We start from the raw sequence: 16,431 nt of genomic DNA, 5'->3' as shown, positions 1-16,431 counted from the left end.
GCGGATGTGTCAACCACCCCGATGCGCACGTCACCGACCTGTGATCGCCGCCGACACGTGGCGCGGGCGAGTGTCGCGGGTGGGGGCGGCCGAAGTAGCGTGAGCGAATGTCGTTCGGTCCGCCGCTGCTGCTTCGATCCCTGAACCCGCTCGCCGTCGCCGCGGGCGCGGATATTCCGGATGCCGTCACCATCGACGGCGTCACCCTCTCGCGCAGTGATCTGCTCGGCGCGGCCACCTCGGTCGCCGAGCGGATCGCGCGCGCCGAGCGGGTCGCGGTGCTGGCCCGCCCGACTGTGACGACGGTGCTCGCGGTGGTGGGCTGCCTGATCGCGGGCGTGACGGTGGTGCCGGTACCGCCGGATTCCGGGGCCGCCGAGCTCACGCATATCCTCGCCGATTCGGGTGCTCAGGCATGGCTGGGGGAGGCGCCGGAGGGGACCGAACTGCCGGTGGTTCCGGTGCGCGTACACGCCCGCTCCTGGCACACCTACCCCGAACCCGACACGGCCGCACCGGCATTCGTGCTCTACACGTCCGGGACCACCGGCCTGCCCAAGGGTGTCGTGCTGAGCCGCGGCGCTATCGCCGCCGGTCTCGAAGCGCTCGCCGACGCCTGGGACTGGACCGCGAATGATGTACTGGTGCATGGACTTCCGCTGTTCCACGTGCACGGGCTGATCCTCGGCGTACTCGGTCCGTTGCGCGTCGGCAGCCCGCTGATCCACACCGGCAAACCGACTCCGTCGGCATATGCGCGGGCGCGCGGCACACTGTATTTCGGCGTCCCGACGGTGTGGTCGCGCATTGTCGAAGATCCCGATGCCGCACGGCAATTGGCCGGCGCGCGACTGTTGGTATCGGGGAGTGCGCCGCTGCCGGTGCCGGTCTTCGAGAAGCTGCGCGAGCTCACCGGGCATACCCCGATCGAACGCTACGGCATGAGCGAAACCATGATCACGCTGTCCACCCGCGCGGATGGCGAGCGGCGGCCCGGCTGGGTCGGCACGCCGGTGCGTGGTGTGCGAACCCGGCTGTGCGACGAGGCGGGCAACCCGGTACCGCACGACGGCGACAGCATCGGCGCACTCCAGGTCAGCGGCCCGATGCTCTTCGACGGCTACCTGAACCGGCCCGAGGCCACCGCGGAGAGCTGGACCGAGGACGGCTGGTTCAAGACCGGTGACGTGGCCGCCATCGATGCCGAGGGTTTCCATCGCATTGTCGGCCGGGAATCGGTCGACCTCATCAAATCCGGCGGCTACCGCGTCGGTGCGGGCGAGGTGGAGACCGTCCTGCTCGGACATCCGGAGGTCGCCGAAGCGGCGGTGGTCGGCCTGCCCGACGACGATCTCGGCCAGCGTATCGTCGCCTTCGTCGTCCTGCGCGACGGTGCCCCCGCCACCCTCGAACAACAGCTCATCGACTATGTGGCACAGCAGCTTTCGGTCCACAAACGCCCGCGCGAGATCCGCGTGGTCGATGGCCTGCCGCGGAACGCCATGGGCAAGGTGCAGAAGAAACTCCTGACCTGAATTCGGCGCTTGACCTCGAGTCAGGTACAGGTTCTACGGTCGCGGTATGAGTGCACAGCTGACCACCGAACAGATCGACTACCTGCATACGCAGCGGCTCGGGCGGCTCGCGACCGTCCGGCCCGACGGATCGCCGCAGAACAATCCCGTCGGGTTCCGCTACAACGCCGAATTCGGCACGATCGATATCGCCGGTTGGAATATGGGCGCCTCGTGGAAGTTCCGCAATCTGGCGGGCAATGATCGCGTCGCCTTCGTGGTCGACGATGTCGCCTCCGTCCAGCCCTGGCGCGTCCGATGTCTCGAAATCCGCGGCACCGCGGAGGCTCTGACCGATGTCGACCCGTATATCGCCGGTGTCTCCCGGGAAATGATCCGCATCCGCCCCGAGCGGATCATCGCCTTCGGACTCGAGCCCGCCGCCGTCCCGTAGCGATCGTGCGCCGTCGGCGGAGGCGATAGCCGCCGAGACGGCACACGCCTCGCAGCCGTTACCCGGACTGCGAGGCGTGGCGAAGCGTCAGCGGTGTTCAGTCGTTGGCGTGCAGTTCGGCGTTGAGCTCGATGCCGGTGCCCTTGCGCGGGACGACCTCGACCGCGCCGGTCTGGGAGTTGCGGCGGAACAGCAGGTTGTCCTGCCCGGAGAGTTCGGCCGCCTTCACCACGGTGCCGTCGGGGGTCTGCACCTTGGTGCCCGCGGTGACGTAGAGGCCCGCCTCGACGACGCAGTCGTCACCGAGCGGAATTCCGACGCCCGCGTTGGCGCCGAGCAGCGAGCGCTCGCCGATCGAGATGATGGTGGTGCCACCGCCGGACAGGGTGCCCATGATGGAGGCGCCGCCGCCGACATCGGAACCGTCGCCGACCACGACACCGGCCGAGATGCGGCCCTCGACCATGGAGTTGCCGAGTGTGCCCGCGTTGAAGTTGACGAAGCCCTCGTGCATGACGGTGGTACCCGAGGCCAGGTGCGCGCCGAGGCGCACTCGATCGGCGTCGCCGATGCGCACACCGGAGGGGACCACGTAGTCGACCATGCGCGGGAATTTGTCGATGCTGTAGACGGTGACCGGGCCGCGGGCGCGCAGCTTGGCGCGGGTGGCCTCGAAGCCCTCCACCGCGGCCGGGCCATAGTTGGTCCACACCACATTGCTGAGCAGGCCGAACTGGCCGTCCAGGCTGACCTCGTGCGGCTTGACCAGCCGGTGCGAGAGCAGGTGCAGACGCAGGTACACGTCGTGCGCGTCGACCGGGGCCGCCGACAGGTCGGCGATGGTGGTGTGGACCGCGATCACGTCCACGCCGCGCGCCTCGTCGAATCCGAGCAGCGTCGCGTACTCCGCGGGCGCCTCGTCGAGCCGCTTGGTGCCGGTCTCGCCGAACGCGCCCAGCTCCGGGCTCGGGTACCAGGTGTCGAGGACGGTCCCGTCCGCGGTCACATTGGCGATGCCGACTGCTGCTGCTCCCTGAATGCTCACGTCAGGAGAGGTTACCGACCCGCGTCGGGCGGTGGTGCAGCTACCTGCGGCGAACTCGTCACAGGCGCGACCAGCGCACGGTCCGGTCGCCCTACCGCGGAGATCCGGCGCGGATTCGCCTCCGTAGGCTGAGCGCGTGACCATCGACCTGCGCGAGGACCCCATTACGCTGACCGCCGCACTCGTGGACATTCCGAGTGTGTCGCTGGACGAGGCGGCGATCGCCGATGTGGTCGAGCGAGCGCTGCGCGAGCAGACCAGCGGATTCGAGGTGCTGCGGCACGGGAATGTGGTGCTGGCGCGGACCGATCGGGGATTACCGACGCGGGTGATCCTGGCCGGACATCTGGATACGGTGCCGATCGCCGACAATGTGCCGAGCCGGTTCGACAAGGACGACGCGGGCGCGCAGGTGCTCTACGGCTGCGGCACTGTCGATATGAAGTCCGGTGACGCGGTCTTCCTGCATCTGGCCGCGACCGTCGCCGATCCGGTCTGCGATCTGACGCTGATCTTCTACGACGGTGAGGAGATCGCCGCCGAATACAACGGGCTCGGCCGCGTCGAACAAGAGCTGCCCGAATGGCTCGAAGGTGACCTGGCGGTTCTCGGCGAACCCTCCGGCGGCTGGATCGAGGCGGGGTGCCAGGGCACCGTGCGGGTCCGCCTGAGCACCGCGGGCACCCGAGCGCATTCGGCGCGAGCGTGGCTGGGCGACAATGCCATTCACCGCCTCGCCCCGATACTGGGGCGCCTCTCGGAGTATCGGGCCAGGCAGGTCGATATCGATGGCTGCGTGTACCGCGAAGGACTGTCCGCGGTCCGGGTCTCCGGCGGGGTCGCGGGCAATGTCGTCCCGGATGCCGCCGAGGTGGACGTGAACTTCCGCTTCGCCCCGGATCGCACCGTGGCGCAGGCCATCGAGCATGTCCGCGAGGTATTCGCCGGCCTCGACCTGAGTTTCGAGGTGACCGACTCGGCCCCCGGAGCCCTCCCCGGCCTGACCGCGCCCGCCGCCGCGGATCTCATCACGTCGGTCACCTCCCACGGTGGCGGCGGAGTCCGTGCCAAGTACGGCTGGACCGACGTCTCCCGCTTCGCCGCCCGCGGCATCCCCGCGGTGAACTTCGGCCCCGGCGACCCCAACCTCGCGCACAAGCGCGACGAACACGTCCCCACCGCTCAGATCACCGCGGTCACCGCGATGCTGCGCAATTACCTCACCGGGCAGATCTGAGGGTGCGCGTCGTCGCCGTGCGTACGCGCGGCGTTGTTCCGGTTGTCCGGTGCGCGAAACCCGTGCCCCGGTAGCGTGGTCGACATGTCCACCGACGCCGCCGACCCCGAGGTTGCCAGCTCACGGAAGTCGACTCCCACATTCCGCGGGCCGATAATGTTTCGCCGCGACCGCAAGCATGGTCGGGGTACCGCCGATCAGAATCTGCTGGATAAGCACGATCCCGGCGATTGGGTACATACCGACCCGTGGCGGGTGCTACGCATCCAGGCCGAATTCGTCGAGGGATTCGGCGCGCTGGCCGAAGTGCCGCGCGCGGTCGCCGTCTTCGGATCCGCCCGTACCCCCGTCGATCACCCCGAATACCAGGCCGCCCACGCCATCGGAGCCGCGCTGGCGCAGGCCGGATTCGCGGTGATCACCGGCGGCGGTCCCGGCGCGATGGAGGCGGCCAACCGCGGCGCCTCCGAGGCGGGCGGCTATTCGGTCGGACTCGGCATCGAACTGCCGTTCGAGCAGAGCCTCAACGACTGGGTCGATCTCGGCATCAATTTCCGGTACTTCTTCGCGCGCAAGACCATGTTCGTGAAGTACTCACAGGCCTTCGTCTGCCTGCCCGGCGGGTTCGGCACCCTGGATGAGCTCTTCGAGGCGCTCACCCTGGTACAGACCCGCAAGATCACCCGCTTCCCGATCATCCTGTTCGGCACCAAATACTGGTCCGGCCTGGTGGATTGGCTGCGCGACTCGCTCGGCGGCTCCGGCAAGATCTCGCCGGGAGACCTCGGCCTGCTGCATGTGACCGATAGCGTCGAGGAGGTGTGCGCCATCATCCTCGCGACCGCGGAGGCGGGCGGCGCGGCCGATGCGATCGGTACGGAGGATCAATGGTGAGCGCGCCCGGATATTCCGTGTGCGTGTATTGCTCGGCCAGCACGGCCGATCCGGACCATATCTCTCTCGCCGCCCGGGTCGGCACCGAAATCGCCCGGCGCGGTTGGCAATTGGTCTCCGGTGGCGGACACGTGTCGATGATGGGCGCGGTGGCGACGGCGGCTCGCGCGGGCGGCGCCCATACCGTCGGGGTGATCCCGAAACATCTGGTGCACCAGGAAGTCGCCGATGTCGACGCCGATGAACTGATCGTCACCGACACCATGCGCCAGCGCAAACAGGTCATGGAGGACCGCGCCGACGCCTTCCTCACCCTGCCCGGCGGCATCGGCACGCTCGAGGAGTTCTTCGAAACCTGGACCGGCGGCTATCTGGGACAGCATGACAAGCCGGTGGTGGTATTGGATCCGAACGGGTTCTACACCGGCCTGTTCCATTGGCTGGACGAGCTGTACGACCGAAAGTTCGTATCCCAATTCGCCAGGGACCGGATCACCGTGGCCACCGATCTGGCCGCCGCGTTCGACGCCATGCACACCATCGGTCTCGAGGAGGAGAACCGACACACGTGAGCAGCGAAGCGGGCGTCGCGGCCGGACGCGCACCGAGGAACTGACCATCGACCCGTGCCCGGCGGCGCTCGGAATATGTGTCGGTACAGTCGAGGCATGTTCAGCCCGACCGTAGTGCCGTTTCCCACGTTGTGCGGCAGGCCGGTGGCGACGGATCGGGCGCTGGTCATGGCGATCGTGAATCGCACGCCCGACTCGTTCTACGACAGAGGGGCCACCTTCAGCGACGCCGCCGCCATGGACGCGGTGGCCCGCGCGGTGGACGAGGGCGCGGATCTGGTCGATATCGGCGGGGTGAAGGCGGGGCCGGGCAGCCTGGTCGATGCGGCCGAGGAGGCGCAACGGGTGGTCCCGTTCGTGGCCGCGATCCGGGAGAAGTATCCGGAGCTACTGATCAGCGTCGACACCTGGCGCGCCGAGGTGGCCAGGGCCGCGGTGGCCGCGGGCGCGGATCTGATCAACGACACGTGGGCGGGGGCCGATCCGGATCTGGTCCTGGTGGCAGCTGAACTCGGTGTCGGAATTGTGTGCAGTCACACGGGTGGGGCGGTGCCGCGAACTCGGCCACATCGGGTTCGCTACACCGATGTAGCGGCCGAAGTGACGGATACCGTGGTGCGGGCCGCGGAAGACGCGGTCGCGGCGGGGGTTCGCAAGGATTCGATTCTGATCGATCCGACCCATGATTTCGGCAAGAACACTTACCACGGGCTCGAGTTGTTGCGGAAAGTGGACGTTCTTGTAAATACCGGATGGCCAGTCTTGATGGCGCTGAGCAACAAGGATTTCATCGGGGAGACTCTAGGTGTCGGTCTATCCGAACGGTTGGAGGGCACATTGGCGGCAACAGCATGGTCTGCTGCGGCCGGCGCCCGAGTCTTCCGTGTTCACGAAGTCGCCGCGACCCGGCGGGTAGTGGACATGATCGCCGCGATCCAGGGCATCCGGCCCCCCGCACGAACTCTGCGAGGTCTGGTATGAAAATCCAACACCGCGAGCCCGCCTGGGCGACCACCAATACCTTCGACACCCCCGATTGGCAGGTCGACGAACTCGTCGCCGCCAAGGCCGGGCGCACCGTATCCGTCGTACTGCCCGCACTCAACGAGGAACGGACCGTCGCCGAGGTGGTGGCCAGTATCCGGCCGCTGCTCGGCACCCTGGTCGATGAACTCGTGGTACTCGACTCCGGTTCCACCGATGCCACCGCCGAACGCGCGGCGGCCGCGGGTGCCGAGGTGATCACCCGCGAGGAGGCGGTCCCCGAACTCGATCCGGTATCGGGCAAGGGCGAGGTGCTGTGGCGCTCGCTGGCCGTGACCACCGGCGACCTCATCGCCTTCGTCGATTCCGACCTGATCGATCCGGACCCGGCCTTCGTACCGAATCTGCTCGGTCCGCTATTGACCGTCGACGATATGCACCTGGTCAAGGCCTACTACCGGCGTCCGCTGCGGCAGGGCGGCACGGTCGACGCGCACGGCGGCGGCCGGGTCACCGAACTGGTCGCGCGACCCCTGCTGGCGGCGCTGCGCCCGGAGCTGTCGCAGGTGTTGCAGCCGTTGAGCGGCGAATACGCGGGTACCAGGGAACTGCTGACCTCGGTTCCGTTCGCCCCCGGATACGGCGTGGAGATCGGACTGCTGCTCGACACCTACGACCGGCTCGGTCTCGACGCCATCGGCCAGGTGAACCTCGGCGTGCGAACACACCGGAATCGCCCGCTCGCCGATCTCGGCGTCATGAGCAGGCAGATTCTCGGAACCGTGCTCGCCCGCAGCGGTGTGCCGGACTCGGGGGCGGCGCTCACCCAATTCCCGCTCATCGGTGACGAATTCACCGCACACAGCACCGAGGTCTCGCTGACCGACCGTCCGCCGATGAATACATTGCGTCCGTCGCGGGTCGCCGCCTGACGAGCCACCCTCCGGTCCGCCGATGAAGGATGGGGGCAGCGTCAGCGGTGGATGGGACCGTCCAGCTCGTCGAGCGGGCGGGCCGATGCGCCGCTGCGCTCCGCGAGGATCTGGGCGGCGATGGAGATCGCGGTTTCATCCGGGGTGTGGGCGTCGAGATCAAGTCCCAGAGGGCTTTTCAGGCGGCGGAGCCGCGTGTCGGTGACGCCTGCGGCGCGCAGGCGGTTCAGGCGTTCGGCGTGGGTGCGGCGGGAGCCGAGGGCGCCGATGAACGCGAGGTTCTCGATATCGAGCGCGGCCGCGATCATCGGCACGTCGAATTTGGTGTCGTGGGTGAGAACACAGATCACGGTGCGCGAGTCGATCTGGCCCGCTTCGTGCTCGGCCGCCAGGTAGCGGTGCGGCCAGTCCACGACGACTTCGTGGGCGGAGGGGAAACGCGCCGGGGTGGTGAAGGTTTCGCGAGCGTCGACCACGGTGACCCGGTAGCCGAGCTGGCGGCCGGTGCGGCTCAGCGCGCGGACGAAATCATTGGCGCCGGCCAGGATCATCCGCGGCGGCGTGGCGAAAACCTGGACGAATACGCGCGGGCGCGTGGCATCGACGGCGTCGCATTCATCACCGCCGACGATCCCGCTGCGTCCCGCTGCGAGCCGAGCCATGGCATCGCGATCCACCCCGCGCCACCGCTCGGAATCACCGGGGCACAACAATTTCCATTCCGTCGTGGTGTCGAGCGTGGTGGCCAGCGCGATGGGAGCACTCGCGCCGAGCCGCCGCCGCAATCGCGTCAGAATCGGCAACCGGTCCGCGTCGACCCGCTCGATGAAAACCTCCAGCTCGCCACCGCAGGTCAACCCCACCTCGATGCCCTCGGCCGCCGCATACCCGAACCGATCCGTCGTCGCCTGCCCGGTCGCCAGCACATCCCGCGCGGTCTCGACCACGGTGGCCTCGACGCACCCGACCGACAGCGACCCGAAGACCGCGCCGGACCCGGTCACCACCATCGCCGCCCCCGGATCTCGCGGCCCCGCCCCCGTCGTATCGACCACCCGCGCCAACACGACCGGCCCCGCCGTCACCAGTTCGATGAGCTGATCGAGTAACGCCCGCACGGCATCCGGTCCTCTCCTCGGGCCGGTGACGTTCCACCCGTCGGCGACCGTCGACCGCCACGCACCTGCCAATAGCTCGAGCGTAGCTACCGATCACCGATTCGGCGCGTCGACCACGACGCGACACGGCCCCGAACGCACGAGGAGATTTCCATCGCCGAGTGCGGGCGATGATCGATAACGCCAACGCAACGGCGGTCGTGCCGATGACCGGTACCGGCCTCCTGGGCACGGCACTAACCGATGACAGCCTGAGTCTCGCCGTCCGCGCGGCTTCGGCAGTGGGTCCATGCCGTTCTTGGTATTCAGTGTGTTCGCCTGTGTGGTGCAGATGACTGATCGCGCGCATAGTCTCGGCCCTCGGCTCGGCCCCAAGGGGCGCCGCCGAGCCGCCGTGGTGGTGTCAGTTTTGACGAGAGCCCATCTTGACGGCATTTTGCTCGGCAAACCTCGTCAGAATGAAGTCGATCCCGGAGTTTCTTGACTCTCGTCCGGCCGCCGCCACCGTGGATCTGGACGAGAAGATGGCTCCGGAAGAATCGCCGGGCCCGTCTTGTGACTCGCAGTGCTATGTGGCGGTATTTTCGCGTTATCAGGCGGCGCTGATGACGAGGGCGCTGCGGGCGGTTTCGACGACATCGGGCCGACAGCAACTCATGCGACAACCTCGTGCTGCTGGCCAGCCGGGGCCACCAAGACCGAGCCGAGCAGCAGATCACCCACCGACCACCGACCCCGCAAGCCGAATGATCACGACCCGGCGAATGGAGAAACGCAATGGCTTCTGGCAGTGAGGCGTCGACTACAGCAGAGCCCGATCGTGTGCGTGTCGGTGCGGTCTACCCGCAAACCGAACTCGGCGGAGACCCCGAAGCGGTCCGACGATTCGGAATCGCCATCGAGGAACTCGGTTTCGACTACCTCCTCGCCTACGAGCACGTCCTCGGTGCCGTACATGCCGACCGCACACCGCCATTGTCGGGCCCCTACACCGAACACGACCCGTTCCACGACCCCTTCGTCATGTTCGCCTACCTCGCCGCGATCACCGAACGAATCGGATTCGCCACCGGCGTGCTGGTCCTGCCTCAACGTCAAACCGCCCTCGTCGCCCGCCAAGCCGCCGACGTCGACCTGTTCTCCGGTGGCCGGCTACGACTCGGCGTCGGGGTCGGCTGGAGCCCCGTCGAATACCAAGCCCTCGGCCAGGACTTCCGCACCCGCGGAGCCAGGCAAAAAGAACAAATCGAACTGCTGCGCCGCTTGTTCACCGAACCCGTCGTCGACTTCGCCGGCCGCTACGACACCGTCGACCGCGCCGCGCTGATACCCAAACCGGCTCGCATCATCCCGATCTGGCTCGGCGGAGCCTCCGGCAAAGCATTCGAACGCGCCGCCCGACACGCCGACGGCTTCGTCTTCTTTGGTGACACCGGCATCGACCCCGCCATCGACGCCTGGAAACAACTACGCGACCGAGTCCACGACCTCGGCAGAAACGTCGAAGACTTCGGCGCAGAATACATTTCCCTCAGCCACGGCACCCACGCCGTCACCACCGAAATCGCAGCATGGCACGCCGCAGGGGGCACCCACGCCGCCGTGGCCACCATGGGCTTCGGCCTCGATACCGTCGATGCCCACATCGACTACCTCACCACCATCGCCGATGCCTTGAACCTGCACTGACCACACGCAGACACCCCACCGACGTGTCATGCCCCGGTGCCCCGGAACCAATACCGGATCGGCCATCTACCGCCCCAGAATCACCGCCACATATCGCTGCGAGTCACACCGTCTCTTGCGGACAACGCAATCCGGCAAGGGATAGGTCCAGTGTTGTAAACCGTTCGTTTCTCGGACATACGGGCGCTCCGAGGGAACCTCTGGTGCCACAGTGGTTCTCGGTGTCCGCAAAACGCGTTGAGGAGAATGCCGGGTTGTTCAACATCTCCGGGAGCCGTGCCCCGAGACCTCGGCACCGGCGCAGCGGCCGTTTACTGTGTATCGGCTCTGGCTGCGCTGGTGAATTCCGACGTCGTTTGTCGGCGAAGTTCGACGTCGGTTGGGGCCGAGACCCCGTTCGCATCGGCGAAAAGTGACGTCGCGGGCCAGCCTTGTCTCGGCGGCTGAGCGTGTCCGCTGAACGCACGCTCGTGCCGATGACAGCTAGTCATGAACTTCAGCTGTGCGAGCCCAATCGCGATGCGAGAATGAAGCCCCTCAGCTGCTTGCATTTTCAGGAGCGGGTATGTTCGAGCTTCGTCTCGGCCGGTTCCGCAGTGTATGTCAGCATCAACCAGTCGAACCGAAAACAACAGATATGAGCGTCGGCCCTGGTCGGTAGCGATGTACCGCTAACCCCCGAACGGTTGCCCCGATCAGGACGTACGTCGAACCTCGATGGAGTTTCGGCGAGCTCTACCGGAACCCCTAGGCGTAGCGACCACCGATCGCGGGAGGGTGCCCCCCGGCCGACCGCGACGGCCATAGCGTCGCAGTGCGTGTGGCGTCTACCGGCTCGGTGTGCGTGATGAATCGCTGGGCTGGCCGTCGCGATCGAGCACCGTGTCGAGCGGGGACGGGGTATCGCTGCTGGGCGCGGTGTCGGCGGGCGCCGCGTGGTCGGCCGGTGCGGCGTCGCGGGGGGCGCCGGGGTGGGCGGTGGCGTCGAGATCCGACTCTGTTCCGGTGGGGTCCCGATCGAGGTCGGTGTGCGAGTCGAAAGCAGCGCGGGTGGGGCCGGCGTCGAACTCGTCGGCGAGGCCGTCTCTTCCGACCTCTTCGGCGAGTCTGGCCTGAATGTCGGCCACCGTCAGGTGCTTATCCGCCGAGCGCGGTCGGCGCAGGACCCCGACGAGTATGCCGACCATCCCGACGACGAATACGACCACGACCACGCCGATGATCACAATGAGGTTCACAGCTGCCTCCCCTGGTGGGTGTCGGGCAATGCGACGTTCGACCCGCGCGTCATTCGACCCGGCACGGCTTGTCCTCGGGACGTTATACCCACAGAACGCTCACCCACCTAACGGATAGTTATCTTCTGGCGATCTAAGCATCGACGGCGAAGCCCGACACGTCGCGGGGCTAGTGACCTGCGACACATATATGAAACTCGAAGTAACTCTAATTGGTTTTCGGGGGTTTCGCCACTGTGATGGCAACTATTCGGCGCGCTTCGTGGCGTGGCGCTGCGGTGTTGTGACACGGCAGCATTCGGCGCCGCAGTGCGGGCTGCCCGCGTTGCGACACGGGTCGATCGCCATACGGCCGCACGGAATAGCCGCGCGCGTCGAGGCGCGGGCGGATCGCGTGATGGCCGCGTTGCGGACGTGATGCCCGCAGCACTCGATAGGCGCATGGGGGTGCGGGCGGATCGTGTGGGGGAGCAGGCGGATCGAGTGGGGGCGTGGGCGGATCGCTCGGGGCGTTGGTGGATCGTGCGGGGCGCGGGTCGACCGCGCCCCGGAGTCGGTGTGTGAGTAGGGAATCGGGCGGCTCAGCGCCGCGTGCGTGGCGCCATTGGCCGGGAGTCGGTGGGGTCGTGCCGGTAGACAGGGGTGAGTAGGTCGGCGTCGATGGGCTCACCGGTCGAGCGGTCGTAGCGGACCGCGATCAGCACCGAGAACAGGTGGTTGGCAGCGCGTTCGTGCAGTGTGGCCAGGCGGGTGGCGAGCAGACGGATGGCGCCGAGCGAACCGGGTGGGTGCAGGCCGTCTATGAGCAGGCAGGTGCCGCGGCCATCCGGGCGCGGCAGCCGGGCCAGGTAGGCGATATCGTGCGGTTCCGGGCCGCCGGGCCGGTACACCCGGCGGGCCGCCCGATCCTCGATCCCGCGGCGGGCGTCCCCGGCCCGTGCCACGGCGCGGCGCAGGCGCGGGTCGGCGGCGATGACCTGGCGCAGGCTGGGGGAGAGTTCGGGGCCGCCGATGGCGATCAGGCCGTCGCGGTTCAGATTGATCGGGCGGCCGGGCAGGAAATGTTCGATGGTCGCGCTGAATCCCAGTTCGCGCAACAACTCCACCAGTCGTGTCCCAGCGTTGGGGTCGGGTGCGCCGAGCACTCGGCCCGCGCGTATCTCGGGGACCAGCACGGTGAGCGAGCCGTGCCCGAAGAACAACCCCTCCGGCGCCGGACCCTGGGTGCTCACCTGATGGATACGCGCGCGGGAAAGTCCCGCCGCGGCACCGATTCTGGCGAAGGTCCAGCCTTCGGCATGTAGTTCCCGGATCACCGCTCGGCGGATCCGGGTTAGTTCGTTGATGGTCTGTTGGGCCGCCGCCACCCCGTCGGTGGCCGCCTTGAGTCTTTCGACTTTGTCCTCGATTGCAAAGACTCGCGCCACGTCATCGGCCGACATGTGCGAAGTCTAGACAGCTGGACAGCGTCTAGTGTCTACCCCACTTGACATGACGTACTTTGCGACAGCCCAGTCTGTTTCGGCTGCTAGGGGTGTTTCGACAGGTCAGGTGGCGTCGTTGTCGATCGGCGGATGCTCGTTGCGCGCCAACGGCTTCTCGAGTTTCGGCATCTGGTAATTCGGCATGCCGCTCGACGCGCCGAACAACTCGTCCTTACTCGGCACCGCCTTGTCGATCTCGCGGAACAGTGAATCATCGCCGTTCAACAGATGTTTGGTGACCATCGAGCGCGGCGTCATACCGCGCAGCTCGTTCAGCTCGGCCAGCGGCTTGCGCAGATCGTCGAATTCGGGCCCGAGTTCCTCTTTCAGCTGCGCGGTCGCCCCGCTCGCGTAGTCGCGCACCTGGCGCAGGCTGCGCGTGGTCCAGCGAACCGCGCCGGGCAGTCGCTCCGGGCCGAGGATCACTAGGGCGGCGACGAGCAAGATGATCATCTCGCTCCAGCCGATGCTGCTGAACACGGGTCCAGGCTACCTGGGGATCGAAGTCGGAGGTCAGTCGGATTCCAGCGTGACCGGCACGTCAACCTGCCTGCCATCGCGGATCAACTGCACGTTCACCGTCTCGCCGATCTTGTGGGCCTGTACCGCGACCGTCAGCTCCTCCGGCCCGGTCACCTCACGATCCCCGACCTTGACGATGACATCGCCCTCGACGATCCCCGCCTTGGCGGCGGGGCCGTTCGGCGCCACGTCGGCAACCGCGGCGCCGCTCATCACCTCATTGGCCACGGTCTTGGTGCGGGCGCTGATGCCGATCATCGCGTGATGCATCTGACCGTCCCGGATCAGCGTCTGGGCGACATTGGTCATCACATCCACCGGGATGGCGAAGCCGAGGCCCACCGACCCGCCGGTCTCGCTGCGGATCGCGGTGTTGACGCCGATGACCCGGCCCTCCATGTCGACCAGCGCGCCACCGGAGTTACCCGGGTTGATGGAGGCGTCGGTCTGCACCGCGTCGATCACGGCATTGGTGTCGCTGCCCTCGCCCTGCAGCTTCACCGGGCGGTGCAGCGCACTGACGATGCCGGAGGTGACGGTCTTGCTCAGCCCCAGCGGCGAGCCGATGGCAAGCACGTCGTCGCCGACCTGCACGTCGCCGGACTTGCCCAGCTTGGCCACCGTGAGGTTCTTCACATCGACCTTGAGCACCGCCAGATCGGTCTTGGGATCGCGCCCGACGATCTTCGCGGGCACCCGGGAACCATCGGAGAAGGTCACCTGGATAGCGGCGCGATTGCTCTTGTCCTGGGCGGCCATCGAGATCACGTGATTATTGGTGACCACATAGCCCGCGCCGTCGATCACCACGCCGGAACCGGTCGCACCGTTGTCGCCGACGGTGACCCGGATCGAGACCACCGACGGCAGCACGGCATTGGCGACCTGGGAGATCAGGCCGTGCGGGCGCTCGGTGTCACCGCTCTGCTCCAGCGTCACCTTGCGGGAGGTGAGATTCGTCGTCGCCTCGGCGGTCAGCCTGCCGACCAGACCGCCCAGCAGCCCGATGGCAAGGGCGACCACGGCGAGCATGGCCAGCGCCTTCGGCGCCACCCGGGAACCGAAGAGCACCTCGCGCGCGGTCAGCTTGCGCGACGGAGGCAGCGGCTGGGCACGTGGCGTGGGTACCGCGGGCGCGCCGAGCCGGGCGGCGGCCGCCGGATCGCGCCACGGATCGACCGGTCCGGCGACCGCGGGCGCGCCGGCCCCCGCGTCGGGGTCGCGCTGCAACAGCTCCGTGGAGCCCTCGGGACGCCCGAATGCCTCGGCCAGCACGGCGTCCGGCGGGCGATTGTGCAACTCCGGACCAAGCTGCGGGGCACCGGAATCGGTTTTCGATGCCGCCTGCTCGGCGAAGGAACCGACCTGCCCGGTGGGGCGGCGGAAGGCGTGCGCGGTGTGGGTGTCGACATGCGGCCGATAGACCGGCCGCGGCCCGAGCACGGGAGCGTCCGACGGCCTCAGGGGGGTGGTGGTAGCCGGCGGGGTGGGTGAGCCCGGTTTCCCCCTGCTGGCCGCCGAATCAGGGGTGTCGCCCGCGGCGGGCGCGTCAGACACGGGTCCGGTGTTCGGTGATTCGGTGGTCACGCGCCAAACTCTACTTGCGCCACCAGGTTGCCCACCGGGTCGCGGTGAACGAATCGGTCAGAAAGCCGAAAACTGCCTCGTTGCGGGTGCTCGCCGCCGGGGGGTGCGCCGCTCCGGTGGGGCCCGTACCGGGCAATTCGGCGAGCGGGATCCGCGTCAGGCTGTCGTGCAGACCGGTGGGAATCGATACCTGACCGGACTGGCGGAGCGCGATCCGCGCCTGCTGCTGAGCGTCGACCTCGGCCGCGCACTCGGGGCAGAGAGAAAGATGTTGAGCGGCACGCAGGTAGGCGTTCATCCGCAGCTCGCCGTCCACAAAGGCCGCGATAGCCTCGCTCGCCAGGTGCTCGGTGGGACGGAACCGCGGCGAACGACCGGACGTGCTGGACTCGCCACTCATTCGGTGCTCACCCTTCCAACCGACATCATCCACGAACCGGGGAGATGCGGACTTCCGACCGATCACCCTATGTTCGCGTCAGCGGCCAACCGCTGCTGAGATCCATTATGCGCAAGGTAGTCGCGCAATGCCTGACGCCCGCGGTGGATGCGGCTGCGCACGGTCCCCAGCTTCACACCCAGGGTCGCGCCGATCTCCTCGTAGGACAGGCCCTCGATGTCACAGAGCACGACCGCGGCGCGGAATTCCGGCGCCAGCGAGTCCAGCGCGGACTGCAGGTCGGGATCGAGTCGGGCGTCGTGGTAGGCGTCCTCGGGGGTCGGACCCTCGGCGGGCACCCGTTCGTAATCCTCGGGCAGCGCCTCCATACGGATTCGGTTGCGCCTGCGCACCATGTCCAGGAACAGGTTGGTGGTGATGCGATGCAGCCAGCCCTCGAAGGTGCCCGGTTGGTAGTTCGAGAGGGAGCGGAACACCCGGATGAAAGTCTCCTGGGTGAGATCCTCGGCATCCTGAGCATCGCCGGAGAGACGGTAGGCCAGCCGGTACACCCGGTCGGCGTGTTCGCGAACCAGTTCGTCCCACGACGGCATGACGGCTCGATCGCCGGTGGCGTCGAACGCCGCGGTGCCGGTCAATTCCCCGGTATCGGCGGGCTCGGACTCGGTGGCTTCGTCGGCCGTTTCGTTTTCGAACGGCATAATCTGCTCTGGCAGGGTGGCGTATTCACGCGCCGCATCGACCGTGTGGATGGGGCTACC

General features: G+C 67.6%; 16 protein-coding genes. 8 read left to right on the top strand and 8 right to left on the bottom strand.

The genetic code is table 11. The features are described 5' to 3' along the window. The first annotated feature begins 107 nt into the window (after window positions 1-107). Both AB0H61_RS17190 and AB0H61_RS17185 read left to right on the top strand, forming a co-directional pair. Window positions 108-1,535 carry an acyl-CoA synthetase gene (locus tag AB0H61_RS17190; RefSeq protein ID WP_357305000.1) on the top strand — a complete coding sequence of 476 codons (1,428 nt, stop codon included), beginning with the start codon at window positions 108-110 and terminating at the stop codon, window positions 1,533-1,535. Between the two features lie 46 nt (window positions 1,536-1,581). After that, window positions 1,582-1,968 carry a PPOX class F420-dependent oxidoreductase gene (locus AB0H61_RS17185; RefSeq protein ID WP_357304997.1) on the top strand — a complete coding sequence of 129 codons (387 nt, stop codon included), beginning with the start codon at window positions 1,582-1,584 and terminating at the stop codon, window positions 1,966-1,968. Between the two features lie 97 nt (window positions 1,969-2,065). On the opposite strand, the gene dapD is transcribed toward AB0H61_RS17185, so the two are convergent. Further along, window positions 2,066-3,013: a 2,3,4,5-tetrahydropyridine-2,6-dicarboxylate N-succinyltransferase gene (dapD, locus tag AB0H61_RS17180; RefSeq protein WP_357304994.1), complete on the bottom strand. Its 948-nt coding sequence runs from the start codon at window positions 3,011-3,013 to the stop codon at window positions 2,066-2,068. 136 nt (window positions 3,014-3,149) lie between these two features. Between dapD and dapE the strand changes: the two genes are divergently transcribed. The 5 genes from dapE to AB0H61_RS17155 all read left to right on the top strand — a co-directional run bounded on the left by dapE (window position 3,150) and on the right by AB0H61_RS17155 (window position 7,632). Further along, a complete protein-coding gene (gene dapE, locus AB0H61_RS17175) occupies window positions 3,150-4,250 on the top strand; it encodes a succinyl-diaminopimelate desuccinylase (protein WP_357304992.1) in 1,101 nt (366 codons plus the stop codon). A gap of 84 nt (window positions 4,251-4,334) precedes the next feature. After that, on the top strand, window positions 4,335-5,144 hold the full coding sequence (locus AB0H61_RS17170; RefSeq protein WP_357304990.1) for a TIGR00730 family Rossman fold protein: 810 nt from the start codon (window positions 4,335-4,337) through the stop codon (window positions 5,142-5,144). Beyond that, complete coding sequence (locus tag AB0H61_RS17165) at window positions 5,138-5,716, top strand: TIGR00730 family Rossman fold protein (RefSeq protein ID WP_357304987.1); 579 nt, start codon at window positions 5,138-5,140, stop codon at window positions 5,714-5,716. Before AB0H61_RS17170 ends, AB0H61_RS17165 begins: the two co-directional genes overlap by 7 nt. Before the next feature lie 96 nt (window positions 5,717-5,812). Then, the gene (gene folP / locus AB0H61_RS17160) at window positions 5,813-6,697 is read left to right on the top strand and encodes a dihydropteroate synthase (protein WP_357304985.1); all 885 of its coding nucleotides are present in this window, start codon (window positions 5,813-5,815) and stop codon (window positions 6,695-6,697) included. After that, window positions 6,694-7,632 (top strand): glucosyl-3-phosphoglycerate synthase, encoded by a 939-nt coding sequence (locus AB0H61_RS17155; RefSeq protein ID WP_357304982.1) that lies wholly within the window; start codon window positions 6,694-6,696, stop codon window positions 7,630-7,632. The genes folP and AB0H61_RS17155 overlap by 4 nt, the downstream gene beginning before the upstream one ends. 41 nt (window positions 7,633-7,673) lie before the next feature. On the opposite strand, the gene AB0H61_RS17150 is transcribed toward AB0H61_RS17155, so the two are convergent. Then, window positions 7,674-8,750, bottom strand: a complete 1,077-nt coding sequence (locus tag AB0H61_RS17150; protein WP_357305227.1) for an XdhC family protein — start codon at window positions 8,748-8,750, stop codon at window positions 7,674-7,676. 777 nt (window positions 8,751-9,527) lie between these two features. Between AB0H61_RS17150 and AB0H61_RS17145 the strand changes: the two genes are divergently transcribed. After that, a complete protein-coding gene (locus tag AB0H61_RS17145) occupies window positions 9,528-10,439 on the top strand; it encodes an LLM class F420-dependent oxidoreductase (protein WP_357304979.1) in 912 nt (303 codons plus the stop codon). Between the two features lie 827 nt (window positions 10,440-11,266). Here AB0H61_RS17145 and AB0H61_RS17140 read toward each other — a convergent pair. The 6 genes from AB0H61_RS17140 to sigE form a co-directional block, all read right to left on the bottom strand. Beyond that, entirely contained in the window at window positions 11,267-11,677 is a 411-nt protein-coding gene (locus tag AB0H61_RS17140) for a hypothetical protein (RefSeq protein ID WP_357304977.1), read from the bottom strand. A 581-nt stretch (window positions 11,678-12,258) separates the two neighbouring features. Beyond that, window positions 12,259-13,119, bottom strand: a complete 861-nt coding sequence (locus AB0H61_RS17135) for a hypothetical protein (RefSeq protein WP_357304974.1) — start codon at window positions 13,117-13,119, stop codon at window positions 12,259-12,261. A gap of 105 nt (window positions 13,120-13,224) precedes the next feature. After that, on the bottom strand, window positions 13,225-13,641 hold the full coding sequence (tatB, locus tag AB0H61_RS17130) for a Sec-independent protein translocase protein TatB (RefSeq protein ID WP_357304971.1): 417 nt from the start codon (window positions 13,639-13,641) through the stop codon (window positions 13,225-13,227). Between the two features lie 33 nt (window positions 13,642-13,674). Then, the gene (locus tag AB0H61_RS17125; protein ID WP_357304968.1) at window positions 13,675-15,270 is read right to left on the bottom strand and encodes a trypsin-like peptidase domain-containing protein; all 1,596 of its coding nucleotides are present in this window, start codon (window positions 15,268-15,270) and stop codon (window positions 13,675-13,677) included. 10 nt (window positions 15,271-15,280) lie between these two features. Further along, complete coding sequence (locus tag AB0H61_RS17120) at window positions 15,281-15,670, bottom strand: hypothetical protein (protein ID WP_357304965.1); 390 nt, start codon at window positions 15,668-15,670, stop codon at window positions 15,281-15,283. A 62-nt stretch (window positions 15,671-15,732) separates the two neighbouring features. After that, a complete protein-coding gene (sigE, locus tag AB0H61_RS17115; RefSeq protein WP_357304963.1) occupies window positions 15,733-16,371 on the bottom strand; it encodes an RNA polymerase sigma factor SigE in 639 nt (212 codons plus the stop codon). Window positions 16,372-16,431 lie beyond the last annotated feature (60 nt).

The sequence above is a fragment of the Nocardia sp. NPDC050710 genome, assembly GCF_040654375.1.
Lineage (GTDB): Bacteria > Actinomycetota > Actinomycetes > Mycobacteriales > Mycobacteriaceae > Nocardia.
Note: the sequence above shows the minus strand (reverse complement) of the source record. Positions and strands in the feature narration are given on the sequence as shown.